The 25,583-nt window shown below is 68.2% G+C and carries 24 protein-coding genes; all 24 read right to left on the bottom strand.

Annotation, left to right across the window (positions count from 1 at the left end; translation table 11 throughout):
- Positions 1-290 precede the first annotated feature (290 nt).
- Complete coding sequence (locus C6V83_RS19040) at positions 291-1,925, bottom strand: DNA methyltransferase (RefSeq protein ID WP_105943573.1); 1,635 nt, start codon at positions 1,923-1,925, stop codon at positions 291-293.
- A 63-nt stretch (positions 1,926-1,988) separates the two neighbouring features.
- On the bottom strand, positions 1,989-2,354 hold the full coding sequence (locus tag C6V83_RS17995; protein ID WP_105943574.1) for a hypothetical protein: 366 nt from the start codon (positions 2,352-2,354) through the stop codon (positions 1,989-1,991).
- Between the two features lie 2 nt (positions 2,355-2,356).
- Positions 2,357-2,602 carry a hypothetical protein gene (locus C6V83_RS18000; protein ID WP_105943575.1) on the bottom strand — a complete coding sequence of 82 codons (246 nt, stop codon included), beginning with the start codon at positions 2,600-2,602 and terminating at the stop codon, positions 2,357-2,359.
- Positions 2,581-3,696, bottom strand: coding sequence for a glycine-rich domain-containing protein (locus tag C6V83_RS18005; protein WP_159067565.1), 1,116 nt, complete (start codon positions 3,694-3,696; stop codon positions 2,581-2,583). Before C6V83_RS18005 ends, C6V83_RS18000 begins: the two co-directional genes overlap by 22 nt.
- Before the next feature lie 6 nt (positions 3,697-3,702).
- A complete protein-coding gene (locus C6V83_RS18970; RefSeq protein ID WP_159067566.1) occupies positions 3,703-4,842 on the bottom strand; it encodes a hypothetical protein in 1,140 nt (379 codons plus the stop codon).
- 179 nt (positions 4,843-5,021) lie between these two features.
- Entirely contained in the window at positions 5,022-6,833 is a 1,812-nt protein-coding gene (locus C6V83_RS18025) for a hypothetical protein (RefSeq protein ID WP_105943580.1), read from the bottom strand.
- Positions 6,830-7,384: a phage gene 29 protein family protein gene (locus C6V83_RS18030; protein WP_105943581.1), complete on the bottom strand. Its 555-nt coding sequence runs from the start codon at positions 7,382-7,384 to the stop codon at positions 6,830-6,832. The genes C6V83_RS18025 and C6V83_RS18030 overlap by 4 nt, the downstream gene beginning before the upstream one ends.
- Positions 7,384-9,159 carry a Gp37-like protein gene (locus tag C6V83_RS18035; protein WP_105943582.1) on the bottom strand — a complete coding sequence of 592 codons (1,776 nt, stop codon included), beginning with the start codon at positions 9,157-9,159 and terminating at the stop codon, positions 7,384-7,386. The genes C6V83_RS18030 and C6V83_RS18035 overlap by 1 nt, the downstream gene beginning before the upstream one ends.
- Positions 9,159-10,115, bottom strand: a complete 957-nt coding sequence (locus tag C6V83_RS18040; protein WP_105943583.1) for a hypothetical protein — start codon at positions 10,113-10,115, stop codon at positions 9,159-9,161. The genes C6V83_RS18035 and C6V83_RS18040 overlap by 1 nt, the downstream gene beginning before the upstream one ends.
- Positions 10,112-14,743: a phage tail protein gene (locus C6V83_RS18045; RefSeq protein ID WP_105943584.1), complete on the bottom strand. Its 4,632-nt coding sequence runs from the start codon at positions 14,741-14,743 to the stop codon at positions 10,112-10,114. The genes C6V83_RS18040 and C6V83_RS18045 overlap by 4 nt, the downstream gene beginning before the upstream one ends.
- 75 nt (positions 14,744-14,818) lie before the next feature.
- Positions 14,819-15,424 carry a hypothetical protein gene (locus C6V83_RS18050; RefSeq protein WP_105943585.1) on the bottom strand — a complete coding sequence of 202 codons (606 nt, stop codon included), beginning with the start codon at positions 15,422-15,424 and terminating at the stop codon, positions 14,819-14,821.
- Positions 15,424-16,098: a hypothetical protein gene (locus tag C6V83_RS18055; RefSeq protein WP_105943586.1), complete on the bottom strand. Its 675-nt coding sequence runs from the start codon at positions 16,096-16,098 to the stop codon at positions 15,424-15,426. Before C6V83_RS18055 ends, C6V83_RS18050 begins: the two co-directional genes overlap by 1 nt.
- A gap of 13 nt (positions 16,099-16,111) precedes the next feature.
- Positions 16,112-16,558, bottom strand: a complete 447-nt coding sequence (locus C6V83_RS18060) for an HK97 gp10 family phage protein (protein ID WP_105943587.1) — start codon at positions 16,556-16,558, stop codon at positions 16,112-16,114.
- Positions 16,558-16,926 (bottom strand): hypothetical protein, encoded by a 369-nt coding sequence (locus C6V83_RS18065; RefSeq protein ID WP_105943588.1) that lies wholly within the window; start codon positions 16,924-16,926, stop codon positions 16,558-16,560. Before C6V83_RS18065 ends, C6V83_RS18060 begins: the two co-directional genes overlap by 1 nt.
- Before the next feature lie 165 nt (positions 16,927-17,091).
- Positions 17,092-17,613 (bottom strand): hypothetical protein, encoded by a 522-nt coding sequence (locus C6V83_RS18070; protein ID WP_105943589.1) that lies wholly within the window; start codon positions 17,611-17,613, stop codon positions 17,092-17,094.
- Positions 17,610-18,389 (bottom strand): hypothetical protein, encoded by a 780-nt coding sequence (locus C6V83_RS18075; protein WP_105943590.1) that lies wholly within the window; start codon positions 18,387-18,389, stop codon positions 17,610-17,612. The genes C6V83_RS18070 and C6V83_RS18075 overlap by 4 nt, the downstream gene beginning before the upstream one ends.
- 85 nt (positions 18,390-18,474) lie before the next feature.
- Entirely contained in the window at positions 18,475-19,179 is a 705-nt protein-coding gene (locus tag C6V83_RS18080) for a hypothetical protein (RefSeq protein ID WP_105943591.1), read from the bottom strand.
- 79 nt (positions 19,180-19,258) lie between these two features.
- Positions 19,259-19,498, bottom strand: a complete 240-nt coding sequence (locus C6V83_RS18085; protein WP_105943592.1) for a hypothetical protein — start codon at positions 19,496-19,498, stop codon at positions 19,259-19,261.
- The gene (locus C6V83_RS18090; RefSeq protein WP_105943593.1) at positions 19,498-20,310 is read right to left on the bottom strand and encodes a hypothetical protein; all 813 of its coding nucleotides are present in this window, start codon (positions 20,308-20,310) and stop codon (positions 19,498-19,500) included. Before C6V83_RS18090 ends, C6V83_RS18085 begins: the two co-directional genes overlap by 1 nt.
- Positions 20,311-20,391: 81 nt before the next feature.
- Complete coding sequence (locus C6V83_RS18095; RefSeq protein ID WP_105943594.1) at positions 20,392-22,218, bottom strand: major capsid protein; 1,827 nt, start codon at positions 22,216-22,218, stop codon at positions 20,392-20,394.
- 79 nt (positions 22,219-22,297) lie between these two features.
- Positions 22,298-22,423, bottom strand: coding sequence for a hypothetical protein (locus tag C6V83_RS18975; RefSeq protein WP_267893961.1), 126 nt, complete (start codon positions 22,421-22,423; stop codon positions 22,298-22,300).
- Positions 22,424-22,452: 29 nt separating this feature from the next.
- Entirely contained in the window at positions 22,453-22,719 is a 267-nt protein-coding gene (locus C6V83_RS18100; protein WP_105943595.1) for a ribosome modulation factor, read from the bottom strand.
- A complete protein-coding gene (locus tag C6V83_RS18105; protein WP_105943596.1) occupies positions 22,716-23,651 on the bottom strand; it encodes a hypothetical protein in 936 nt (311 codons plus the stop codon). The genes C6V83_RS18100 and C6V83_RS18105 overlap by 4 nt, the downstream gene beginning before the upstream one ends.
- Positions 23,652-23,776: 125 nt before the next feature.
- Positions 23,777-25,558, bottom strand: a complete 1,782-nt coding sequence (locus C6V83_RS18110) for a hypothetical protein (protein ID WP_105943597.1) — start codon at positions 25,556-25,558, stop codon at positions 23,777-23,779.
- Between the last annotated feature and the right edge of the window lie 25 nt (positions 25,559-25,583).

Here is a 25,583-nt window from a genome sequence, read left to right on the forward strand (position 1 = left end):
GCGGGTTCAGCAGGACGTCCAACCGCAAGGGGTGCTGAGGCCGGGCGCAGGCTACAGTCCGGCGTCGTGTCGGCTGTATCGGCGCGAGAGTCCGAGCTGACGCTGCACGGCGACGGGATCACGCTGGGCGCGTCCTTGTCCGCGGCGTTTGTGTGGCTTGCACATCGCGCAGCCTCGCCATGAGCGGGATGGATGGTGGTTGGGCATTCGGTCCTCCGGGTCCAAGGATACGACGAAAGCGGCCCCCAGACCGGAGTCTGAGGGCCGCTCGTGCGCGTGTCTGGGGCGATTCACAGGTCGAATAGTCCCTCGTTCTGCGCCTTCGGCTTCTGCTTCTTTGCGGCGATGTACGGCTTGAACATTGTCGGCGGAAGCTGAGGGCGCTTGCCCTGCATGAGGTCCTTGATTGTCACATGCTGCAACACAGGGAACGTCTGGCTGTTGGCCGGATGGGTCCACACACCGCCGTGAGCGATCGCCTCGGTGACGCCCTTCGTGGCCGGGGCCAGCGTGATGAAGATTCCCATAGCCGCGCCTTGTGTCTTCACTGTCCCTTGCAGGTCGCGCACCATCCCTGGGTTGATCGTCTTGCCGCCCTTGACCGAAACCAGGAACTTGCCGACTGCGCCCTTGCCGTCCAGCATGAAGCGGCCCACGCCGTCGACCCCACGATCTCCGACCTGCTTCTCATTCGGCTGTGCACCGACCAGGGACACGGCCCACCGCTCGAACTCGAACGCATCCCGATTGAAGAGGGCCTGCGCCGCCGCGTAGTCCTGCGGTATGCCCGTGGTGTCGAAGGTGTCGAGGATTGCGTCGCCATAGGTGTGCTGTAGCCGCTTGATAATGAGATCAACGGATATGTATGTCACGTCAATGCCGATCCACCGTCGGCCGAGCTTCTGTGCCGCGTCCACGGTTGTGCCGCAGCCACAGAACGGGTCGAGGACGACATCACCGGGGTTGGTTGCCGCTTCGATGATCCGCTCCAAGAGTGCGACGGGCTTCTGGGTCGGGTAGCCCAGTCTCTCCGCTGCCTGCGAGTTCAGCACGTTGATATCGGTCCACACGTCGCCGGTCAGACGCCCGGGCTGCTCATCGAGATACATGATCTGCTCCGGCACCTTGCCGGGTGCGCTCTGGACCACACGACCGTCTCTCACCGCTTGCTCCATCCGTGGTTTCTCCCAGCGCCAGGTGCGGGTGACGCCCATCAGCTCGTAGTGAAGGTTAGGTCGCTTGCCCTGCTCAGGGTGGAGCAAGGGGCCGAGGCGGAAGACCCTGCCGTCCTCGTCACGGTGCCGGTACTTGGAAGCGGTCTTCGGGTCGAGGTTTTCGGTGTCGTACTCGGTCCTGATCTCGTGCCAGGTGGTGTCCTTCGACTTCGCGTAGAAGAGGATCACATCGTGGTTCGCAGGTAGCCGAGTCATCTTGCCGCCCTTGGCCGCGACTCGTTCCCAGATGATCTCGTTACGGAAGTTCCTCGCGTCGAAGATTCCATCGAGCAGGACTTTGAGGTAGTGACTCATCGTCGGATCACAGTGCAGGAACAGCGATCCCGTCGGTTTGAGCACGCGGTAAAGCTCCATCAACCGCGGTGCCATGTTGACGAGGTACGCCAGAGCATCGTTCTCCCCCAAGAGGATTCGGAACGCAGTCAGGGCGTCAGCGACCGCGCCGGGAGCCTCGGTTACAAGCTCGTTGTACTGGTGCTCCGTCGTGTGTGTCCAGTGCCAGGTGTCCTCGAACGCTTCGATCTGGGCAGTGTTGTCGAGGTCGGTCTCACCGTGTTTGGTGAAGATCACCGAGTAGTTGCGATTCGAGTTGAACGGCGGGTCGAGATACACCAGGTCGACGCTCTCGCTGGCGATGTACTGCCGTAAAACGTCGAGGTTGTCGCCGAAGTAGAGATGGTTCTTCTCCATACGGTGACACTATCGCCACGGCGGTCCTCCAGGTCAGGAGATGCCCGCCGACGCGGTCAGGGATCAGCCGACGAACCGGCGACGCGGTGTGACGGTGGTCGGCAGCGCCCCTTCAGAGTTCACGGTGATCCCCGGGGTGAGTTTCTCCCCGACCAGGAACGTGCTGCCGTTCCAGATCCCGTAGTGGGTGCACGACGTCGACGCCGGGATCGTGAACGCGACCGGGGTGCCGACGCATTCGGCGGTCGGGCGTCCGGTCTCCGGGTCGGCGGGGCCGTCGACGGCGGCCGCCCACGTCGTCGTCCCTTCGAGGGACCCGATGCGGTTGGCGCCGGTGGTGCCGGGGTCGCCGGAGTGCACGGTGATCTTCGCTCCGAGTGCGGCGATCGCTTCGGCGCATGCCCGTCGGTGAGGTGCTGTGTAGGCCATGGTCATCCTTCTTTCTGTGCGAGGTATCCGTGCTCGGTGAGCACGAGTCTGTAGGTGTGGTCGGTGCGGTCGTCGGTCTGCCGCAGGTCTAGGAGGTCGCCGCGGCGTCGTGCCTGCAAGGTCGGATGGTTGGTGACTGCGCGGTAGGCGGTGCCGCGGGCGTCGCACCAGTCGCGGTCGACACCGAAACGGGACGGCCACCACCCGTCACCGTCGGGTGGATCTTCTACATCCAGAAGCGGATCCATGCCTGTCCCCTTCCTCCTGCTCGGCCCGATCCTGGCGAACCCGGCCAGACGGCTCCGCCGCCACCACGCCCACCGCTCCCTGGGATGTTCGCGGTATCACCGGTCGAGGGGCCGCCACCGGGGTAGTTGACGCCGTTGTAGATCAGGTGCGCCGGTGTGGACCCGCCGGCGTTGCCGCCCTGGGCGGCCTGCCCGTCCCGGTCCGTGCCGAGGAGATCGGGCTGGCCGGAACCTCCGACTCCGCCGGCCCCGGTGATCGAGGGGCCGCCGGTGACCGCGATGGTGGTGGATCCGCCGGTGCCGCCGGTGTCCCCGCCGCCGGTCCCGCCGGTCCCGACGGTGACCGACAGTTTCGCCCAGCCGTTGCGGCTTTCGCCGCGGTCCCAGGTGGTCGCATTCCAGTGCCCGCCGCGCCCGCCCTGGCCGGGCCAGCCCGGAAAGCCCTGCCCGCCGCGTGACCCGCCGCCGCCGGCGCCGAGGACGACGGCGTCGATGTACCGCACCCACGGCGGGATGGACACGGTGGCCGTCGTCGTGGTGTAGGCGATGGACACGGCAGCGACAGGCACGACCGCGAAACTCCCGTCGACTGCACCCGCGGCACCCCACGGCGCAGCACCAGCGAGAGGACCGGCGACGACAGAGGAGCCCAGCGCACCGAGCCCAGAGGCCACGGCGGCGAGCTCGACGTCGGCGAGCACACCGGAGATCTGTCCGTGCCCGTCGATGAGTCCGCCGGTGTGCGCGGCGACCAGACCGGGCACCTGGCCGCCGAGGCCGATGACCGGCACGCCGGCGACTGCGGCCGCGAGCTCGGCGACGTCGATGCCGTGGCCGGTGGCGAGCGCCATCAGGTCCCACACGTCGGCGTCGGCGGGCAGCAGGGTCGCGTGCTCGACGCCGTATCCGACGGCGAGGGCGTCGGGTGCTGCGGTGAGGAGGCCGTCGAGCGGGCCGTGGCCGTCGATGACGCCGGTCGCCGACGGCATGCTCGTCCAGCCGCGCACCGGATCCCGCGGCACCGCGGGCGGCCCTGCGGGTGCCCACCCGGCGACCGGGCGGGGGACGGTGGGTGTTGGTTCAGGAGTCCACATCGCCGGTCACCACTGCAGGTACAGCGCGACGCCGCCGTCGTTGTTCGGCAGGCCGAGCCCGTGATCGAACGTCGTCACCCCGAAGCTGGTCTTGCCGTTCGAGATCTCCGTCCCGTCGCACGAACTGACACCACCGAACACGCACGCTGTCCCGTTCCCGCCATTCTGGCCAGAGCCGCCGTTGCCGCCGTTCGATCCGTAGCTGACGCCGTTGGACCCCGAGCTGCCGTTCGATCCTTTGCTGCCCGCCTTACCTCCGGAGACTTGAAGCTGAGCCTGCATGACGTGGAGCTGAATGAAGGTTGCCGGTGTTCCCTTCCCGCCCGAGCCGCCAGAGCCACCGTCGCCGCCCGAGCCGCCAGCGCCACGGTACGAGGGAGGGTTGGCGTAAGGAGCGCCGCTGTGGGTGCGACCACTTCCGCCGCTGCTGCCGTTGCTGCCGCTGCCGCCGCTGGTCGGGGTTGCGGGGTTACACGCACCTCGTCCACCGTCACCACCGGATCCGCCGCGCCCGCCGTCGCCGCCATCGTCGCCACGGACATTCGAGTTGGTGTTGGAGGTCCTCTCCTGCCCATCCCGGCCGTCGCCGCCATCACCACCGTCACCGCCGTCACCTCCGCCGCCGCCGAAGATCCATGCCCGGCAGTACCGAACATCCGTAGGGCGATCCCAGGTCGCCGATCCGGACAGGCCGGGGATGACGTCCCAGGTCGCGTTGTTGATGACGGCCTCGCGGTACTTCGCGTCGCTGATCGGGATCGTGGTCGATGCGCCCCAGCCGAAGAACCCACGGCGCGCGTCGGCGAACCAGCACCAGCCCGCGAGACTGTTGCACACGAGCGCCTTTCCGTTCGTCGGGAAGGAGTTGCCGAAGAGATCACCGGTCGACAGCAGTTCCACACCGGAGAGGAAGTCGACCTGGTAAGTGATGGTCACCTGGTTCGACAGCAGCCCAGACGGTACGCATTCGAGGTACACGTTCGTCCACCGGTCGGCGGGCATCTCTGTGGTCGCGGTCTTCGTCGTCGCGCTCCCGGAGTTCGGTCGCGCGGTCACGGTGATCGTCGACCCGCTGCGGCTGATCTGCACCGTGTTCGCACCCGAAGCGCCGCCGAGCTGACAGGTGCCGCCGTCGCCGACGAACACCGACAGGACGAACTTCCGGGACTCGCTGTTGGAGATCGAGAATGAGCCGCCCTCGCCCTGGATCCGCTGCGACCCGGACTTGCCGACCAGCCACTTCGAGGCCTGGTTGACCGGCTTCTCCCACAGGGCAGGGTCGGCACCGCCGCGGTTGTTCCATGATCTGCGCAGTAGGAAGCCCATCAGACGTATGCCCCCATCACCGACACGCTCATGTTCGCTGCCTGCGACGTCGCCGTGGTCACCCAGAACGTGATCCGGTCGTACTTCGCCACGCTCAGGTTCAGACCCGTGACGTTCTTCGAGTTCGTGCCGCCCGTCCAGTCCTCGGTCCGGATCGTCGACCCGTTCTTGCGGACCTCGACCGTCAGCTTCGATCCGCTACCGGTAGAGACGTGGTCGGACGAGTAGAAGCTGAGGTCGGTGATCTTCCCACTGAACGGCATGCCGAAGCCGAGGGGGATGTCGTTCGGGCCGGTCGTCACCGGGCCCGACGCGACGAGCACCTCCTGCCCCCACTTCGTGCCGCCGTCACCGAAGATGTTCGCGATGGTCTGGTTGATCGCCGCCGAGATCGCCGCCATGATCGCCGCCGCGTAAGCGCCGGTGTTGTTCATGCCCTCGATCACCGCGTTCACCGCGGCCGTCGTCGCGCCCTCGATCCCGTCCAGGGCCTCGGTGATGTCTTCGCCGACCTGCTCGGCCCACGACTGGATCCCGGCCAGCGCGGTGTCCGATCCGGTGTAGTCCCCGGTCAACGCTTCGAGCAGGCCACCGAAGTTCGCCGCGAGGTTCGCCAGCGTGTCGGCCAGACCGGTGATCTTGCCCTGCGGAATCATCCCCAACCGGCTCGCCGGATTCGCCAGAAGATCCCCGATCAGGTCGGCGAGCTGGCCGGCGCGCGCCTCGGTATCGCCACGCCACGCGTCGATCTCATCGGACAGGTCGCTGATCTTGTCGAACAGGCCACCGAGCGCGGGGAGACCGAGGGCGCCGAGGAGTTGATCGACCAGTGTCTCGAGCCAGTCACCGAGTGCGGTCAGCGCGGCTTCGAGGCCGTCGACCATGCGCTGCGGCATCCGCCCGACGTGCGCCAGGAGCATGTCATCGAAATGCACGCGGCCCGCGGTCACCGCGCCGGTGACGACGATCTGGACGCGCACGTATCGGACACCGGCCGGGACCGTCCAGTTGCCCTCCATCGCCACCCACGACGACCCCGACGAGGCCGCCGGAGACGACACCGACCCCAACGTCGTCGACGACACCAGCACCTCGTCGGCGTCGAACGCGGCGATCCGCACGGCGAAGCACTCGCCCGCCCCCGCCGTCACACCGGACCAGCGTGCGTGCCCGCCCACGCGGAGCTTCTGCCCCTGGCGCACCTCGTGCCGCTCCGACAGCAGAGTCCGGTCGGTCCCGTCGGCGTCGGTGTACACCGCCCCGGCCGCCGTGCGACCGGTCGCCTCATCCCAGAACCACGTCCCGTCGCCTTCGACCGAGACTGCGCCCTCAAACGACGGGTTCCACAGGATGTTGACGATCTCGTCCGTCGCCGACCCGACCGGCCACAGATCCGGCAGGCCACCGAGCACCGCACCCACCAGACCACCAAGACCAGCCGCCCACGACTGGATCTGCAGCAACGCCGAATCGCCACCGGTGTAGTCGCCCAGCAGCGCGTCGAGAAGATCCTTCAACGGTCCGGTGACCTGAGACCGGATGTCGACGATCTCCTCGAACACCCGCTCAGCGATGTTGTCGAACGTGATCGACTCGGTGCCCTCGACGACGGACTCCTCGGCAGCGTCGATGATCGGTCCGGCGACACCGTCGAGCATCCACGCGACGACCGGCCCGAGCGGCCCGCCGACCCCGTTCATCCGGCCCTGCAAGAACTGGGCGCGGGACTGCGCCGCAGCAGCCGAGATCCCGTCGCCCGCGTTGACGGCGTCGGGCCGCTGGTTGGGATTGCTCAGGTTCGGTGAGGTCATGACGCGGCCTCACGTCGGGCCTTCTTCGCACGGGCGTAGCGGCGGGCCTGCGCCGGGGTGACCATCACCGTGCTGCCGTCGGCCTTGCGGTACGGCACCAGCGGGTCGTCGCCGGCCGTCTCCTGCGGGGTGAGGCCGAGGGCGTTCACGACCTGGCGGCGCTGCCCCGGCGCGAGCTGGCCGAGGACCTGCCGGGCCGCGGCCACCGCCGGCGACTCGGGGTCCGGCTCCGGATCGGGCTCGTCGATCGGCACCCACTCCCCCGCCGCCGACAGCATGGCGACGCCCATACCGGCGTGCGGGGGCCGGTACTTGATCGTCCGCAGCTCCGGATGGTGACGGAAGCCGCAGTCCCACAGTCGCCGCGAGATCCAGCGAATCAGGGGAATCGGCATCCCGAGTGGCGCACCCTTCATGTGCGGCAGCCCCGCGAACGCCCACACCGCGAAGTCGTCGGGATCGTCGAAGTCGGTGGTCTCGTACCGCGGGAACTCCGGCGCAACCACATTCCCGGACCGCTTCGCTGATCGCTTCTTTCCGCGTTTCGTCATTACGCCGCCAATCCGAGATCGTGCAATTGAGTCACCGTTTCCTTAATGCGTCCCACCGCTGTCATGAACGGGTCGGAGTCCTTTTCCCCACCGATCACGACATCCCATTCCGGGTGGAAGGTGGTTTCATCGGCCGAAAGGGTGAGCTTGATGATCCGGTCGAGCCACACCCGCCCCGAGGTGTCGCCCGGCTCCGTGGTGCCGACACGATCGGACAGCCACATGTGGCCGACGCCGTTGTCTCCGACCATCCACGGGCAGGCGTCGATGATCTTCACTTCGTGCGTGAACCGCCGGCGGGTGGCCCACAGGCCGGTGCGGATCGCCATCAGACTCGCGAGGGTGTACGCCTGATCGGCGCCGTCCTGGAAGAACTCGAAGTAGCGGTCCCATCCGGCGTTCTGCGCCCGCTGGAAGCTCTTGGTCGCCGTCCACGCGAGGATCGTGTTCTCGTAGAACGGTTTCAGCAGCGTGTCGATCGCGCCGCCGATGGACCCGACGCCGTATCCCTGAACGGTGAGATTGTCGCCGACAATGTCGCCGATCGCCTGAATGATCGCCGAGATCGCCTCATTCACGCCCGGCATCGATTTACCGCCGGTAAGGATCTGGATTCCCTTAGCGGGACGAATACCGAAGTCAGCAGACAGGACCCCCGGCGTGATGCCAGGTTGAAGGATCACGTACGGCATCGACCGGTGCGTGCTCTTCACGCCGATCTGGAGGTACTCGTCGGGCATGGGCTGCCCGGACACCGACACCAGCGTGGTGTCGATGAAGTCGGAGGCGAACTCGCGGACCGTGTGCTGCAGCCCGGTGAACAGATTCCCGCGCTCGCTGGTACCGCCGTGGTACCGGCCCGACTTGTCGACGATCGAGATAACCAGCGTGCCGTGCCGCAGGCCCGCGCCCGGCCACGGCTCGTCGTCGCCCTCGAGCCAGCGGTCGCACTGCACCGACAGTTCGGCGTCGGCCAGAATCGCAGCGAACGCGTCGTGCCAAGTCTTCATCCGGATGATCGGCATCGACCACAGCGCCCCGCCGATCGCGGAGAGCTCGAACGAGCGCGGGTTGACCACGACCGGCCACTCGGACAGGTCCAGGCCGGGACCGTACTGAGAGAAGTCGAGCGGATCGTCCGGGAGCGTGATCAGGGAGTTGTGCTCGCGATGCAGGTTCATCATCAGCGTCGCCAGACCGCACCAGTCCGACGGGCCGACCATCATCCACGCCTTGCCCTGCAGCGCCGCCGGCGACCACGGGGTCGGCCAGCAGTAGATCCACTTGAGCTTCTCGTAGTCGTGGCACCACGTCGCGACGACGATCTGGTCGCCGGTGCTCGTCTCCTCCACGTGCACGTCGTCGAGGCAGCCACCCCACCGGCCGCCGACGTAGTCGGCGGTGATGAACGGAGCCTCACCCTCGCCCCGCTCGACGCGCCCCCAGATGTCGACGAGCCAGCGCGCCTCCGGCGCCTCGGCCAGGTGGGTCGTCGAGCCCATCCCCGTGTCGTTCTCGACCCACTCGAAGCTGTATGCCAGCGGGTCCCCCACGATGTGCGCCAGAGCCCACTCCGAGGTGTGCAGGCGGATGACCGGGGTGTCGCGTCGGGCGCGTTCCTCCGACCGGCGAGCACGCTCGGTAGCGGCCAGGATCGCGTCACACTCGGCGAGCAACTCCTCAGGCGTCATCGGCGGCGGCGTCTCGGCGTCGGCGGCCAGACGTGCCCGCTCAGCGAGGTAGGTCTTCGACTCTGCGGTCGCGAACAGGCTCATCAGACACGCCCCCACGGTCGCCGGTACTGGCGTGGCTGGATGAGCTTGATCCCGGCCCCGTTCTCGGGCACCGCGACGGCTTCGACGTCGAGCTCGGTGGGCGGGGTGAACGGCGGCACCCAGAACTGCGGGTAGTCGCCCGGCACAGGCATCACACCGATCAGGTTGGTGTCGTACTTGTCGCGCACCGCCAACTCACCGGGCCGATAGTCCACGACCAGGCCACCGTTCACCTCGCTCAACGGCGGGTAGAGCACGGTGCGGTCGGCGTGCGGCCCGCCGGGCACCCGCTCCCACTTCTTGCCCGCCCACGAGCAGTCCGGGAGCCGCCACTGCCCGATCGTCGCCGACCACTGCTGGTACATCGGCACACCGGTCGGATTCGAGATGATCACCGTCTGCACGCCCGGCTCAGTGAACGTCAACTGCTGCGAGGTGTCCGGTTCGGCCTGCCAGAACGGGTTGTACGCCTTCAGCTTCACCGTCCAGAACCAGAACCCGCGCCGGTTCGGGTCGCGCTCGACCTTGTACTCGTGGCCGGCGGTCAGCACGACGTCAAGCCACCGCACACCGTCGGCGGTCTCCCACTCGATCCGCGCCAGCGTCGACTCCGGATACCAGTGGTCGAGCTCGAAACTGAACGCCTCGCGCAGCTTGCCATCGACCTCCGCGAAGCTCTCGTCGACCAGGAGCGAGGAGATCGACAGTTCCAGCTCGATCTCCATGACCGCGGTCTTCACCGCCCGCAGGATCGCGCCGTCGGAGCGGACCGGGGTGCGCTCAACGGTGCGGACCTGCGCCTCGATCAGCCCCTTCATGCCCTCTTCGAGGATCTCGGCGCCCTCCGCACCGGCCTGATCACCGAGCAGGTGGAAGATGTCGCCGTCGTCGCAGCCGACGAGGCGGATGTTCGAGATCGGCGCTTGGATGTCGCCGTACTCACACAAGGTCGTCATGTGATCAGGTGCCTCCGCATCGTCTTCTTCTGCTCTGCCTTGACCCGATCCATCACCTTGTTCGCGACCTCTTCGGAGTCCCCCGCGCCGCCCTGAATGATGATCTGGATGGGCCGGTTCGCGAGCTCGGTGATCGCGGTGGCGAGCGTCTTGGTGCCGTCGTCGCGCTGCTGGTTGTCCTGCATGTACCGCAGCCCGGCTTGCTTCCAGTGCGGCTCGTAGTCGAACCCGAACGGGTCGAGCGCCGCGGCGGTCTGGCCGCCGACGAACGCGCTCGCCACCGACGCTGCCGGGTCGGCGTACTTGGCGGCCGCGCTGTCGCGGGACATGCCGAGCTTCACACCCCACGCCGCGGTGTTCCCCGCCATCGTCGACCGGTTCCCCGACAGGTCCGGTAGTCCGATGTCCTGGCTGGCGTCGGTGGCCTGAGGAGTCGACGGCGCGGGCGTCGCGCCGCTCGGAGGCGGCGTCGTGCCCACGTCGTCGCCGTTGGTCACCGTCACCGGCACCGTGCCCTCCGGGGTGACCGGTAGCGCGTTCTTCTTCGACTGCTCGAGCAGCTTCTTGGCCTCGCCTTCCTTCGCGAGGTAGTTCGATCCGTCGGAGAACGCCGACCGCTGCACACTCTGGGCGCGCTGGTGCGCCGGCCCCGATCCGGGGTTCTTCTTCATCTCGTCGTAGAACCGGCCGATCGCGTACTCGGGGTCCATCAGCTGGTCCAGTTCGCCCCAGCCCATGCCGACCTGCTGCTGCATGACGCCGACAGACTTGTGGTCGGAGCCGACAGCGTCGTGCGGCCGGGACAGGGACTCGGGGACGTTCGAGTTGGCGTAGTTCTTGCCGTCGGACTCGGCGAGGAGGGTCTCACCGGCGGCGAGGATCTCCTCGTCCGACATGCCCTTCTCTTTGCCGATCCGGTAGACGGCGTCCATCATGTCCTGCTTGGACGCGCCCTTCTTCAGGTCCTTCTTCGCGGGCAGATTCCCGCTGCCGGTCGACAAGCTCGACGGGTCACCGGACACCGTCGACGACAGATCCGACCCGCCGGATCCGCCGCCGCCGATCGACGCCGGCCAGTTCTCGATCCACACCGGGGTGACGCCGCCGCGCTTAGCTTCGGTGGCGCTGTTGAACTTGCTGCCACCGCCACTGTTGCCCCAGGAGGCCGACCCGCCGCTGCTGGTGCTGATCCCGGACCCGATGGGCGTCGACGAGCTGCCGCTGCTGAACGAGGTCGATCCGAGGTTCCCGGCGTCGCTGTTACTTATCCCGGCCGAGTCCGGGCCCCCGACCGCAGCGATACCGCCCTTCGGCTCGTCGTTCATGAACAGGTGGACGTGATCCATGTGGTTCTGCGTCGGGCTGCCGCGGTCCTCCATCATCGACCCGTCCGGGTTCGACTTCGGGAAGAACTTCTGCTGCCAGATCGCGTGCGTGTAACCGAGCGCGTCGGCGTTCTTCTGCGCCCACGCCAGCACTTCGTCGCCGGTGCGCTTCCCAGCCCCGGACCAGTCCGGGATCATCACGTCGAGGGCGTTACCGGTGGAGTGCTCGTTGTAGCCGTCCGGCGGCCGGTAGCCGCCGATGTCCTTGATGCTCGGCCACTTCTCGAAGATGTACTTGCGCACCGACTGGGCGTGCGGAGTCAGACCACCGGCGTCGAACCCGGGCAGGAGGTCGCCGAGCATGCGGCCGACCTTTGCGCCGGCGTTCAGTGCCAGCAGCCACGGCATGATCTCGTTCGCGCGCGCGGGCGGTACCGCGTACTCGCCCGTCGAGACGCGCGAGTTCTCCTTGCCGCCCCACTTCCCGACGATCGAGTCCGAGGTGCCGGTGCCGGGCCCGGAGATAGTGCGCCCCGACGGGGCAAGCTTGCGCAGCAACTTCTTGTTCCGGCGCGTCTGCCGGGCGTTGATGATGAACGTGCCCGGCTCGATCGCGGTCGACGCTGTCGTCCCACCGGCCGCCAACCGTCGCGCCGCGACCGAACCGCCGCCGGCGAGGGCTGGCACGAGACCACCCACTGCCAGACCTGGAATCCACGAGACCGCGCCCTTGACCTTGTCCTTGATCGAGTTGAACTTCTCGACGATCTTGTCGACGATCTCGCGGACCTTGTTCCACAGGCCAGTGAAGAAGCCCTTGACGTTCTCGATGTACTCGCCGAACTTGTCCTTGACGATCCGGAACCCGGTCGACATGTCGTTCCAGCGGTCCTTGATCCAGCCGACGACCTTCCCGACGACCTCACCGACGGACTCGAGGGCGGACTTGAACGCATCCCACACCGGTCGGATCACGGAGTTGTAGACCGTCGAGATGACCGATCCGATCCCGGAGATCGCGGGCTGCACGATGCTGTTCCACAGCCACATCACCACCGAGGCGAGGGTGCGGATCACGGCCATCCACGCGTTGAAGATGCCGCGCACAATCCCCCACACGACGCCGATCACCGTGCGGATCCCCTGGAACGCCGGAGAGATGATCGTGTTCCACAGCCACATCACGACGGCCGCGACGGCGCGGATCACGGTCATCCACACCGTGAAGTAGCCCTTGATGATGTTCCAGACGACACCGATGACGACCTGAATGCCCTGCCATGCGGGCTGCATCACGTTCTGCCACAGCCACATCACGACCTGGCCGATGAGTTGGAGACCAGCCTGCAGGCCGGGCAGGAGATTGGTCTTGAACCATTCCCACACTGCGACCGCGGCCGTCTTGATCGCGTTCCAGCAGGTCTCCCAGATCCGGCGTCCGACCTCGGTCTTGGTGAAGAACAGAGCGAGGGCCGCCACCAAGGCGACGACCGCGGTGATGATCAGGCCCACCGGCGACATCGCGAACACGACGTTGAACGCCAGCCACGCCTTCTTCAGCAGGTCGATGATCTTGATGACCTTGAGGAAGCCCATCGCGGCACCGACGATCACCAGCAGCGACGGCGCCATCTGCACCAGCAGCGGCAGGAGCGGCGTGATCCAGCGGATCACCGTGGCCAGCACCTCCCCGAAGAACGAGAACATCGGCGTCAGCCCGGCGATACCCTCACCGATCGCCTGGATAGCTGGGACCAGCGCGGGCCCGATCGACGTCGCGAGGTCGGCGATGATCGGAGCGACGACCGCACCGATCACCCCGGCGACCTGCAGCAGCACAGGCAGGATCGCACCCATCGCCGCGGTCGCGGACTCGAAGAAGCTGGTGAGCGCACCCTGCCCGACCGGGCCGTTCACCCAGTCGGAGATCTTCTGCAGCGACGCCTCCCACCCGGCGAGCGGGTTCCCGTTCCCAGCGGCCGACGCCGCCCGGAACACGCCGCCGATGATCGTGCCCACCTCGGCGAGGACCCGCCCGAACTGCGACGCCGTATCGAGCAGACCCTGCATCTTCTGCTGCAGCTCGCCGGAGGCCTGCATGGCGAGAAGGTTCCGCGACCACTCATCAGCCATCGACCCCAGACCATCGGTCATCGGTGAAAGAACCTGTGTCGCAGCAGATCCCAACGCGACGAATCCCGGAATCGCGCCGAACACTGCCTGACCGAGCTTCCCACCCATCCGGCCGGCATGGTCGAGCAGTCGCCCAGTGGCGCTGATCCCGTTCGCAGAGTTGATCAGTCGCAGCGCACTGTCGGCACCGAGGTTGAAGCCCTCCGCGACGGTCATCAGTGAGTTCTTCAACGGCGTGATCCAGCGGGTGAGCTGGGCGATACCCGGTGCCAGGCCCGCGAAGAACGCCTCCTGCACCGCAGCCTGGACGCCGGCGTCTTTCCATGCCTGCCCGATCGATTGGATCGCACGCACCGTCTCCCGGGCGGCCGGTGAGAGCTTCTCCATGGCGGCCGCGAACTCTTCGGCCTTCTCCGGGTCGAGACTGTTCTTGATGGCCTCACCGACACCGGTGAACGCGACCTTGAGTCCGACGGCGGCGGCCCCGAGAGCGGCGATACCGCCGATGGCCCACACGCCAGCAGCACCACCAACCGCGGCCAGCCCTGATCCGAGTGCGCCGATCACCGGGACCAGTGCTCCGACCGCGACTGTGGCGAGCCCGGCGAGCGCGGTGAACTTGGTGAGCACCTTCGTCGACCGGACCGCGAACCCGGTCAGCATCGACATGGTCGTCGACAGCGTGTTCACCGCGGTCATGCGGTTCATGCGCACAGGAATCTCGACCGGGTTCCGGTTCGCGGTGCGTTGAGCCTCTTCGGTAGCCCGTCGTGCACCCCGCGCGGCCGCCTTCTTGTCGACATCGACGTCGACACCGACGCGTTTGTCGACTCCGCGGATCTCCTTGTTGACCGCCGAGACCCTCTTGCGCACCGAGGGCGGATCGAGGTCGACCTTGACGTCGACCTTCTTCGTCACCTTGTCGAGGCGCTTGTTGACGGTGACGACCGCGCGGCCGGTGCGCTTCTCGAGCGCCTGCATGCGGCGGTCGTAGGCTGTCTCCATCCGCTCGAACGTCTTCTGAGCGTTCTGGGAGAGCTGGGTGAAGTTCTTCTGCACGGCGCGGGCGGCGATCTCCGAGGACCGCGACAGGCGACGAACGAGTTCCTGGTCGAGGTCACCGTAGTGCAGCTCTGCGTCGACGTGCGCGGTCGCCCACGGCTGGGTCACTGCGGCCTCCCGGACCTACAGCACCCGGCCCCAACCGCCAGCAGCGCGAACTAACTTCTTGCTCAGGATACGTGCTCAGGTGCGCTGGTCGGGGACACCAGCGCTGTTCGACACGGGCCGGGCACCCGCCGCGGCCGCCACTGCCTGGAGCTGGGCGGCCGCTTCGGCACCGAGCGGCTTGGCCGCCTCACGCCGGATCACCCGGCGTGGTTCACGTTTCATGTCCTTCTCGAACGTCTTCCAGGCGTCCTCGTCGCTGCTGAGAGCACGCCGCCACCACGCGTACACAGTGTTCGTCGCCCGGGCCGGTGGCAGTGCGGCGAGGTCGACACCGCGGCCGAGGTGCTCGCCGTCGATGGCCGGCCACATCGAGAAGGTCTGCTGCCACAGGTAGGCGGCCTCCCAGCGCTTCCACCCGATCAGACTGTGCACGAGGGCGTCGGCGATGTCGCCGAACAGGTCCAGGCCCCGCGGTGGCGGATCCGTGAGGACGAGTTCGGCGACAGTGCTGCGCTGCGACCGCGCAGTGCACTCGAGCGTGGTCCACAGGCCGCCGCCTTCCTTGTCGGGGACCACCAGCGCTAGCGCAAGGTCGGTGGTCGCCGGGCACACCACGGTGAACGGGTGTCCGTTGAGCGACCACCGACCCGGCGGTGTTCCCCACGGCGCGGGGAGCGGCACTACCGCTTCTTGTTGGCGCGTTCGGCCTGACGGCGCTGCTGCCGGGACAGCTTCGGCTTCTCCGGCTTGTCGACGGTGAAGTCGGCGCGCTCGGCGAGTGCGGGCGCCCACCGCTGGATCACAGCCGCAGACATCTCCGCGAGCACATCGGTGTCGAAGCTGCCGTCGGTGGCGTACATCATGCGCCGCAGGTGCTGGCGGGCGTTGGCGTCCAAGCTCGCGTTCAGCAGGTCCATCATCGCCGCGACCTTCGACGTCGGGTCGGCGCCCGGTGCGAAACTGCCGGCGAGGAGCACCAGCAGGGCGTCGTTCGGTTCGTACAGGTAGGCGGTCATCCCGTCGAGACGGATTTTGATGCGCTCGGGTTCCTTGCGTTCCCCGCTGTCGGTGGAGAACGACAGCTCGACGGGCACGTCGTCGCCGGTGTCGTCCGACGAAGGTGCGGGCCGCAGGTCCAGGCCGGCGGCGGCGCGGTCGCGGGCGGTCTGGTCCAGGTCGGTGCGGTACTCGACCGCCGTGTCGTCGCTGTCCGCATCGTCGCGGTTCAGCTCCCACAGGGCGATCAGATCGTTGCGGCTGGCATTGGCGGGCACGTCGATGTCGTGCTGGTCGAGCCAGTCGGCCCACGCCTTCTTGGTGGCGTTGCGGGTGGGCGCAGTGCTGGTGGTGCTCACAGAGGTGCTCCTTCTAGTTGGTGCGGCGCCGGGTGACGCCCATGACCGCTTCGAGTGCGTCGGCCAGGAACGGGTTGGGCTTGACGCCCTTGACGGACTTCGCGAACACGTAGCCGCGTTTGTCCTTCGAGCGGGTCGACGTGCCGGGGCCGTCCCACTTGAACTTGAGGGCCTGGCGGGTGACCGGCGTGATCGGTGTTCCCTTCGGGCCGTGGACACCGGTGCCTTCGTGGATGTAGCGGGCGTAGTCCAGCGGAGACCCGACGACGACGGTGATCTTCCCGGGCTGGGCGTCGACGACGTGCGTGATCGACGCGCGCAGGGTGCCCTCGTCTACCGGGCAGCGCTTCTTCGCCTCATTCACGACCCGTCCGCCGATCCGGTCGGCCCACCGGCGTGCAGCCCTGGCCGTCTCGCGGTCGTAGACGGCGCGGTGCAGCTCGGCGTGCCCCCCGGCCATCAGTCCTCCGGGACGCCTTCGATGTCGGCGTCGGCGTCCTGGGCCTGGTCCAGATCGGAGTCGCCTTCGTTGTGGGCCTTCCAGGCGGCGATCAGATCGGCCTTCTTCTGCTGGCGATTGACCGCGATACCGGCGTTGCTGAGGAACCGCGCCCACTGCTGCCGGGTTGCCGACTCGTCCGGCGCGCCGACGGTGACCGCGCCGATGTCGATGGTCTCGACCCGCTCGGTGCCGGTCGGCGGATCGACGACGACGAGGTGCCCCTGTTCGATCGCGGCGGCGACACGTCGGGTCTTCTCGATGGTGACGGTGCCGCCGTCGGGAATGCCGAGGACGGGCTGAACTGCGCGGACGGTCACTTCACTCATACGATCGAGGGTAACAGTTGCACGTCATCCCACGATTGATTGAACGGCTGAGCCAGCGGCCCTACCGCCATGTACGCGGGCACGCGCCCATCGCGCGGGCGTACCAGTGCAGCGGAGAGAACCGCACCCGCAGACACGACGGGCAGATCAGATTCAGCAGGCCGATCACGGCTCCCCCCCATCGTTGTCGGCGCGTGGATCCCCCGGAAGCATCGGGGCGCCGGGTTCGACGTGCGCGCCCAACTGGATCTCCACTGTCACGTCCAGGCGTGACCCGTGCTGCCCGCCCTGCGGGTTGAGTGGCCGCCACGACCCGAGCGTGTAGGTCACCCCGTGCAGTGCGTCGCGGACCGCGCGCTGCATCGCTTCCAGGTCATCGGCGATGTCGCGGGCCGCCGAGTCCACGTGCGCTGCGGGCGGGGCGCCGTTGTCGCGCATCACCGGATAGCAGCGCGTGACACCGAGAGTGAGTTCGGCGCGCCACATCGACGCGCACCCGCCCTTCGGTGTCGTCATCGGCGTCACCGACCGGTACCCGACCCACGCCTGATCGCAGAACTCCCCCGCCGGCATGTCGTGCGGGAACACCGCCACCCGGTCCGGCGCCCCGGCCCTGGTCTCGGTCAGATGCGCTTGCAGGTGAGCCAAGAGCGCCATCGCCACCGGGTACGGGCCGCACGGGATCATCGGATCACCATTGCGCGGCGCTCCCGCACACTCTCAGGCGAAGTGATCCGCGCCGGCCGCCGCGACTTGTACGGGTTCACCGCCATGATCCACAGGTCGACTTGCTCGATCCCGGTGAGCCCGTTGGTGAACCACTCGCGAATGTCGGCCAGCTCGACGGAGACACCCTGCCGGGACACGCTCGTCGCGCGGTCGGGGAGCTTGCACGACCCGGACTGCATTCCGCGCGCGAACTCCACGGCCAGCAGACCAGCCATCTCCGGACCCGGGTCCGGGACCGGGAGGCCTTGCAGGTAGACGATCGTGAACGCGCCGACAGCGTCGTCAGCCGCGTGCAGGTCCTGGTGCTTCGGCCACCGCTGCCCGTCGATCCGGTGCAGCCACCGCCGGTGATCGACCCGATAGGCGGTCTCGTCGACCAGCACGCCGTCGATCATCACCGACACGACCTCGTGCACCGGGCCCGGTAGCGCGAGCCGGTCGTAGCCGACCTCGGTGCACTGCGGACTGCACCCGCACGGCCCGACCGCGTTCGGGGCGCCGTTGAGCAGGCCCGGCCAGAACACGTGCCCCGCGCCGCGGTAGTTGCGGCCGACGTCGGCCGGTTGGAAGCACGGCCGCACCGTCGCGGTGATGGTGCCGAACCGCTGCCCGGTCAGAGTGAACATCACCTGGCGGGCGAGGTCCTCGGCGCGCTGCCGGGTTCCCGCACCGTAGGTCGCCCACTCGTCGGCGAGGTCGGCCGGGATGACGACCGGCCACGTCTTGTACTTCATCAGGTCTCCTTCGGTCTAGATGCCGTGAGGCCGCGAACCCTGGACCCCAGCGGGGCGGGTTCGCGGCCTCACAGACTGTCTGGCACTACGGCGTGTACGGGGTGAGCAGCACCGCGCCCTCGGTCGGCTCCGGCGGGGCGACCGGGGTCATCTCGAAGTGGAAGTGCTTGGACTTGGTGAGCGGCACCAGCAGCGGCACCGCGATCGGCGCGTCGTTCTCGTCGACATCCCGCACGACCGAGTACGGGCCAGCACCCCACCCGGTGCCCGGCTTCGTCTTCGCCGACACCGTGAACTCGGCGCCGCCGACCGCGAGTTCCATGTCGCCGACACGGCCGTTCCCGACGAACGGGACGAGCCAGTACCCGTACCCGGGTTCGCCGGACTCGCAGGCGACGCCCGGCACATCGGACCAGCCCTCGATCGCGAAGTTCGCATCGATCGGGTCCGAGCCCATGGACTGACCGACCGCGTTGCCCAGGTAGTCGAGCACGAGGTCCTGACCGGTGATCAGCGACCACGCCTCGGGGTCGATGCCGCAGAACTCGATCTCGACGCCGACGTTCTTCAGCTGCGGCGGATCCTCGTGGTTGACGCAGATCTTCCCCGATCCGTTCTTGCGGAGGGTCTCTTCGCCGTCCTCGTACTCCGGGGCAAAGTTGATCTTCACGATGCCGTCGGTGACGAGCAGGCTCTTGTTGAGCGGAGACGTGATGGGCACGCCGCACGCGTTCAGCTTCGTGATTCGCATGCGGGACGCGTGGACGCTGGGCCAGACGGTGTTCGGCATGATGGGCACCTCTCATTTGGTGGTGTGGTGCCCGGCCCCAACCGCCAGCGGCGAAATCGTGTTCAGTTGTGCGCGCGGCCTATTCGGTGGTCGCGGTGGCCTTCTTCGCGGCCGTCTTGCGTGGTGCCGCCTTCTTCGCCGGTTCCTTCTTCGCTCCGGCGAGGGCGGCGGCCAAGTCGTCGTCGACGACGAAAGCGGTCTTGCCGCGCTCGAGAGTGATCGTCTCGACCCGCTCGGGCCGGTCCCCCGCCGCAGCCAGCAGGTCGGCGGCGAGCCGGGCGAGGTCGGCGCCCTGGTCCTTCGGGATGATCGTCGGCATCACAGCTCCTTCACGTCGACGAGAGCCGCCGCGGACAGTCCGTCCCACGACGCCACATAGATGCGTTGAGCGATCGTCGTCACCGTGTTGGTGGCCGGATCGAAGTCGCCGTCGGTGGCCTGCAGCACCTCGGTGCGCCGCACCCGGACGTCGCCGGTCGCAGCGATCCACACCTGCCCGGCGTCGGGAGTCTGGTCCTCGGGACCGGTGCCCGGGTAGGCGCCAGCGACGACCGGGGTGCCGAGCTGAGTGACCAGGCGGCCGCCGTCGTGGCGGACGGCCTTCGCCTTGACCAGGTGGCCGACGATTTTGCGGGGCACGTGAATCATGCCGGTACCCGCGTAGTGGTTGTACAGCCAGGCGTCGAGTGCCCCGACAGCGTCGAGGACGCCGACAGCGACCAGGCCGGTCGGGGTCGGCATGTCCTCGTGCATGAACCGCGGGTCGGTGTCGTGCGTGGACCACAGCACCTGTTCGAGCGCCGGACCCTCGCCGGCGCGGAGCTGTTCTCGTGCCAACACCCGGAAGTCGTCGAGGGTGCGGCCGACGGGCTTGGCGGCGAGCACCGTGGACAGCCGGACCGGAACGTCAGTGCGCGGGTCGAAACCCTCGTCGCCGTCCCCGAAGTCCGGGTCATCCGGGCACGCGACCGAGCCGACGACAACCTCGCCGACCCGGGCCGGACAGTCGTACTCGACCCCGGCGATCTGCCAGTGCGAACCGCTCTCGGGGAGGACGTCGGCAACCGACAGCAGACCGTGCGCCGGGGGGCTGGTCTGGTGCGGGGGAACCCATACGGGCGGGAGGGGCATGTCCTGGTCCTTGGTCTAGTGCGGGCTGGTGGACTGCGGTGGCCGAGGCCTGAGCGTGGCATGCTCGGCCACCGCAGCCGATCACGGCTCGACGGGAACGACCTTGCCGTTGCCGTCGAGGACCAGAGCCGATCCGGTCGCGCCGTTGACCGCCAGCGGCAGCTTCACCAGACGCGACTCGTAGGCGCGCTTGTGCACCATGATCTTCTCTTCGAGGAACAGCCGCAGGTAGTCGTTCTCGGCCAGGTTCTCCGAGTCGTAGACCGTGTCGAGATTCACGACCTCACCGCGGGCGCGGACGAACGTGCCAGCCGGGTACATGAGCAGGTCCACCGACGTCGGGAACGCGGTGAGCGCGGCAGCCTTACCGAATCCGGCGGCGGGGTTGGTGCTGTAGGCGTCCTGCCAGTCGTAGCCGAACTCGACGACCGCGCCGCGCTTGGCGAAGAACGCCGTGATCTCGGCGTCGGACACGTCGACCACACTGCCGTCGCCGGCGCGGAGCGCGAGGTCTGCGCGGATGACGGGCTTGAGCCAGAACGGGGCCTTGACCTCGATGGTCGCGTTCTCGGGCATCCGGTACTTGTAGCGGATGTCGACGATCTGCAGTTCGAGGCCGTTGAGGACCGACCCGGCCGCCGACGGTCCGAGGACCGTAGTCAGGTCGACCTCGGTGGACTGGGCCACCGCGCGGGCGATCGACGAGGCGTTGACGCGGTGCGCGTGCACCGCCATCACACCCTCGATGGTCTGCCGGGTGACCTCCGGGTAGGCGTTGTCCTGCAGGAACCCGACCTCGAGACCGGAGTAGATGACGTCGAGACGGCGCTCGGTGAACTCCGGGCAGCCCGGCCGGTAGAACACCTTCGCCGTGTTCGCGATCGCCTGCGCCTCAGTCTGGATCAGGCCGACATTGCCGCCCCACACCGAGGCGAAGTCGACTCCGGTGGTGGTGCGGATACCGCCGCGCTTGGCCTGGATCTCCGGGAAGGAGTACAGGCCGGCGTTCGCGTCGGCCAGCAGCGGCGCGAGTTCGTAGATGGTCTCCGACGGCGCGCACCAGCCGCCAGCGGCGACGATGCCTCCGCCGGGGAGCCGGGCCTGGTTGACCGCGTTCTCGATGACGTCGTTGTCGTCGGCGCCCTGACCGGAAGCGACGAGCTCGGCCGGCCAATCGCCGCGGATCTGGGCGATACCGGCCGACACGCGCACGGGGTTGATGTTCGACGGCCGGGTCTCACCGCGCGCGTACGAGAAGTCACGCGGCATCGACTCGATCTTCGAGATCGCGGCGGCGACCATTCCGTCGAGGTCGAGTCGCTGCCCGACGTTGGTGTCGCGGCCACCGGCGGCCGCGGTGATTACCGCGCGCGGCTCGGGGCCCGGGGCCGGTTCGGTGTCGGCCGGCGCCTTGGCCTTGATGGCGGCCAGGTCGATGCGCGGCATGCGCGCGGCCGCGGTCACTCCGGCGGGCGCGGCGGCCTCTGCTGCGACAGCCTCGGCCTCGGCGACCACCTCGGCACCGGCGTCGCCGTCACCTTCGTCGGGGGTCTCGCTCTGCTCGTCGGCGTCGGCGGCCTCATTGCTGGTGTCGTCACCGAGGACCTGCGCGGCCAGCTCGGAGCGACGGTTCGCGATCTCGGCGTCCTGTGCGTCGAGGTCGTTGGTCACCTCGCGGGCGACGCCGATGACCTCGGCGAGCAGTTCCAGCGCCAGGACCTCGTCCTTGGTGGTGGGCTCGCTGTCGTTGAGGGTCTGGAAGCTCTCGACTGCCTCGTTGAGCATGCCGTCGACCTGTGCGCGGTCGACGCCCTCACCGGACAGTGCCGCCTTGACGGCGCCCTTCCGGTCTGCGGGGTCGGTGGCGCGGCTGGCGTCGTCGAGCAGGGACTGCAGGGTGATGGCCATGGCTGGCTCCTCCGGGTGAGTGCGTGAACACTTGCCCGGCCCCAACCGCCAGCGGCTTTCAACCGATAGCGTAGCGCGTTTACCTAGGTATCTGGGTCACCTGGGCGTAGGTGCCGCCGTATTGTTCGACGTCGCGGCGCGCTTCGACCTCGGTCAGATAGCGTTTGATCTGCCCGTCGGGGCGGTGCGACTCGTGCACCGTCACCCGACGGTTGCCACCACAATTGCAGGCCATCAGCTGCGGGACTGGTCGATTACGTCGAGGACACGTAGGCGTTGATCGGCCGCCGCGGTGACTGCCTCGTCCGTCAGATGAGTGGGGCGTTGAGCATCGATCCGGGCGACCATCTCGGCGTTCAGGGCCGCAAGCGATTCGCGGTGCCCTCGCCGCCATGTCGCGGCGAGGATCCCGCCCGGGTATGGGCACTTGTCGCCGGGGCCGGACTCGCGGCCCTCGCGGGTTGCCTCCTGAAACTCCTCACGCGTCACGCTCACGCTCATTGCAGGTAGTCCCCTCGTTTGTGCCGTCCGTCCCACTGGGAGAATGCGATCTGGATCGCTTCCGGGTCGAGGCTTTCGCTCAGTCTACCTGCCTCGATGAGCGTCACCAGGTCGGATTTCGAGACCCGTCCGCCCACCTCGTCGAAGAACTCCTTGGCCTCCGGCGACAGGTACTTGCGGGCCTCCGCGTCGGTCATCCGGAACACGCTCTTGCCGTTCTCGTTCCACCACGACCAGAAGTCCGGGCGCTCCCGGTGCTCGCGGGCGATGACGTGACCGCGCGCATGGTCCTCCATGCGCAGCTGCATGTCGTACTCGTAGTCCTGGTGCACCTCGTCGACGAGCTTGTTGAAGCTCGTGGCCGAGTAGCCAAGTTCACGGCCGAGGCGCACAAACTCGCGGCGCCGCACCTGCTCAGGGTCAAGCCCCTGGACACGTCCGAGCGCCTCCTCGTACGAGATTCCCTCGGCGGCGGCCATCTGCTCGGCCTGCTCCATGATCTCCCACTGCTTGCGCTGGGCCGCGCTGATCTCGACCTCGGCGGTGCCGTCCCGGCTGACTGCACCGCTGCTGGCCTCGTCCACGGCGTCTGCGTCGCGGGGCGATGCGGTCAGCTTCTCTTCGTGGGCGATCAGCACCGAGTACACCTCGTAGCGGTCGAGGTCCTCCTGCCACGATGCGTCGTCCTCGTGTGCTTCCGCGCGCAGTCGCTCGAGTGCGTCATCGCGTTCGGCGCGCAGCATGTCCAGCCGATCCGACGCGGTCGGGTCCGGTTCGTCCCACGGGTCCGGCGGGGGCGGCAGGTCGTCCGGAGCCGGTTCGACGTCTGGTTGACGGCGCGCCCACTCGGTGAATGCGGCCTCGTACACCTGCGGGTTCTTGTCGCGTGCTGCGGCGTCCTCCATCAGCTCGGTGAGGTCGTCGTCGCTCATGTGCGACAGCGACAATTCCCGACCCCGGCTACCACCCGGACGCGTCACGATGATCGAGCCGATCGGCTGCCCGTACCGTCTCGCGCCGGCCGGAGTTCGCACTCTGCGCACTACCGCCGCCGCGATCAGGCTTTTGGGTGACCACCACCTGCCGCCGCGATGATGGCGACCGCGCGCGACAGGGCGGCCGCGGTGACCGCACGCTCCGTCGATTCCTCCTCGTACGGTTCGCTGTACCGCCACGTGGTGCCGTCGGTGTCGGTGCCGTCGTCGTAGAACGCGACCCCGGCGACATACTCGGACAGGGCGCCACCATGCGCACCCGTCGCCGGGATCTGGTCCTCTTCGAGGTAGCCGTCGCCGTCCAGGCGCGGCGGTACATCGGTGTCAGTGACCGGTTCACCAGGGGTGCCGGTGACAGACGGGTCCATGCCCTGCCAGTCACCGCCGTCGTCGACCGACGCGACCGGCTGGGCCGTGTCAGGCACCTCGGCGGGGCTCTCGACGCGTTCAGTCGCCGGAGCGGTCGGCGGGCCGCCTTCCTTCCACCCAGTGCCGTCGGTGTAGGTGCCATCCGAGTAGTAGGCGACGCCGTCGCGGAACTCGACGAGCGCGCCGCCGTCGCGGCCGAGGCTCGGGGCCTGGTCCTCTTCGAGACGGTCCCCCGGCTGGCCGTCGGTGCGCGGCGGTACCGGAGAGTCGGCAGCAGACGCGTCATCCGACGAGGACGGCGAACTCTTCGGCTTCTCCGATATGTTGCCGTTCACCTGCGGCTTGTCCGGTTTCGCGCTCGAATCCGAGGGCTTCGCCGCGGGCTCGGTGTCGGCCTTCGGTTCGGCCGGCGACTTCCCGCCGCCCGGCTTCGTCTCTGCCTTCGGTTCACCGTTCGGCTTGGCCGGTGCGGACTTCTTCACCTTGGCCGAGTCCTTCCCGCGATCCGGGTCGATCGCCTTCGCCAGATCGTCCCCGGCGGCCTCGGCGAAGTCCTCCGCAGTCTGCCGCGCCTGCTCGACCGCCTTCGGGATCAGGTCGCCGACCGACACCCCGAACCGCTGAGCGCCCTCCTGGGTGCGCACCCGGCGGCCGCTCGCCGCGGTGATCCCCAGCGCCGTGTTCACCTTCGCGACTGCTGCGGCCCGCCGATCCTGATGCGCGGCCGCGACGATCGCATCCACACGCCGCACTGCGGCCGCACGACGACGCTGCACCTGGGCGCGTTCGTCGCGGCGTTCCATCTCCTCGCGCACTGCGGCCGCGACGACGGCCTGCAACTCGGCCGACGACTTCGGCAGGTCCGCGCCCGGCGGGGCGACGATCCCAGCCGCCACCAGCGCACCGTACGAACCGGCCGCCACGAGCTGCTCAGTCCGCGGTATCGGGAACCCCGGCGTGTTCACGGCGAGCGCCGCGACGAGCTCCATCGACCCGTCGATCCCGCGCCAGTCGCCGGACACCCCGGACCGGCGGAGTTCGTCGACCCGCTCGTCCGGGGTGCCGGGCACGATCCGGCCGGCCAGCCAGATCCCGTGCTGGTCCTCGCCGGCGCGGACGACGGCGGCGACGGTGCCGGTGTTGTCGTAGTGCGCGGCTGCTGCGACGGCGTCGGTACGGCCGTCGACCGGTGCATGTCCGGTGCCGAGGGTGAGTTTCCCGACCGGGAGGTCACCGTCACCGGTCCGGACGACGCCCTGGTGGAAGTAGGCGTAGTTCGTTTGCGAGCGGGGTGGGGTGACGCGCTGGTTCGCGAACCCGATGTGCGGGGTGTCGAACGTGGCGAGGTGCCCGTACACGCGGCCGTCGGCGGTGACGGTGAGGGCAGTCGGCCCGTTGAGGCGCGGGTCGGCGAAATCGGCGCGGTCGTAGACGACACCAGCAGCAGTCAGGGCGGCGAGGGTGGCAGAAGACATTCGGGCTCCCGGTGATTCGGGTGCC

The sequence above is a fragment of the Gordonia iterans genome (assembly GCF_002993285.1).
Taxonomy (GTDB): Bacteria; Actinomycetota; Actinomycetes; order Mycobacteriales; family Mycobacteriaceae; genus Gordonia; species Gordonia iterans.

What these genes read in the sequence shown, in the direction of transcription:
- C6V83_RS19040 (WP_105943573.1), bottom strand. Translation starts at nt 1,925, where the DNA reads ATGGAGAAGAACCATCTCTACTTCGGCGACAACCTCGACGTTTTACGG.
- C6V83_RS17995 (WP_105943574.1), bottom strand. Translation starts at nt 2,354, where the DNA reads ATGGCCTACACAGCACCTCACCGACGGGCATGCGCCGAAGCGATCGCC.
- C6V83_RS18000 (WP_105943575.1), bottom strand. Translation starts at nt 2,602, where the DNA reads ATGGATCCGCTTCTGGATGTAGAAGATCCACCCGACGGTGACGGGTGG.
- C6V83_RS18005 (WP_159067565.1), bottom strand. Translation starts at nt 3,696, where the DNA reads ATGTGGACTCCTGAACCAACACCCACCGTCCCCCGCCCGGTCGCCGGG.
- C6V83_RS18025 (WP_105943580.1), bottom strand. Translation starts at nt 6,833, where the DNA reads ATGACCTCACCGAACCTGAGCAATCCCAACCAGCGGCCCGACGCCGTC.
- C6V83_RS18030 (WP_105943581.1), bottom strand. Translation starts at nt 7,384, where the DNA reads ATGACGAAACGCGGAAAGAAGCGATCAGCGAAGCGGTCCGGGAATGTG.
- C6V83_RS18035 (WP_105943582.1), bottom strand. Translation starts at nt 9,159, where the DNA reads ATGAGCCTGTTCGCGACCGCAGAGTCGAAGACCTACCTCGCTGAGCGG.
- C6V83_RS18040 (WP_105943583.1), bottom strand. Translation starts at nt 10,115, where the DNA reads ATGACGACCTTGTGTGAGTACGGCGACATCCAAGCGCCGATCTCGAAC.
- C6V83_RS18060 (WP_105943587.1), bottom strand. Translation starts at nt 16,558, where the DNA reads ATGGCCGGGGGGCACGCCGAGCTGCACCGCGCCGTCTACGACCGCGAG.
- C6V83_RS18065 (WP_105943588.1), bottom strand. Translation starts at nt 16,926, where the DNA reads ATGAGTGAAGTGACCGTCCGCGCAGTTCAGCCCGTCCTCGGCATTCCC.
- C6V83_RS18070 (WP_105943589.1), bottom strand. Translation starts at nt 17,613, where the DNA reads ATGATCCCGTGCGGCCCGTACCCGGTGGCGATGGCGCTCTTGGCTCAC.
- C6V83_RS18075 (WP_105943590.1), bottom strand. Translation starts at nt 18,389, where the DNA reads ATGAAGTACAAGACGTGGCCGGTCGTCATCCCGGCCGACCTCGCCGAC.
- C6V83_RS18080 (WP_105943591.1), bottom strand. Translation starts at nt 19,179, where the DNA reads ATGCCGAACACCGTCTGGCCCAGCGTCCACGCGTCCCGCATGCGAATC.
- C6V83_RS18085 (WP_105943592.1), bottom strand. Translation starts at nt 19,498, where the DNA reads ATGCCGACGATCATCCCGAAGGACCAGGGCGCCGACCTCGCCCGGCTC.
- C6V83_RS18090 (WP_105943593.1), bottom strand. Translation starts at nt 20,310, where the DNA reads ATGCCCCTCCCGCCCGTATGGGTTCCCCCGCACCAGACCAGCCCCCCG.
- C6V83_RS18095 (WP_105943594.1), bottom strand. Translation starts at nt 22,218, where the DNA reads ATGGCCATCACCCTGCAGTCCCTGCTCGACGACGCCAGCCGCGCCACC.
- C6V83_RS18100 (WP_105943595.1), bottom strand. Translation starts at nt 22,719, where the DNA reads ATGAGCGTGAGCGTGACGCGTGAGGAGTTTCAGGAGGCAACCCGCGAG.
- C6V83_RS18105 (WP_105943596.1), bottom strand. Translation starts at nt 23,651, where the DNA reads ATGAGCGACGACGACCTCACCGAGCTGATGGAGGACGCCGCAGCACGC.
- C6V83_RS18110 (WP_105943597.1), bottom strand. Translation starts at nt 25,558, where the DNA reads ATGTCTTCTGCCACCCTCGCCGCCCTGACTGCTGCTGGTGTCGTCTAC.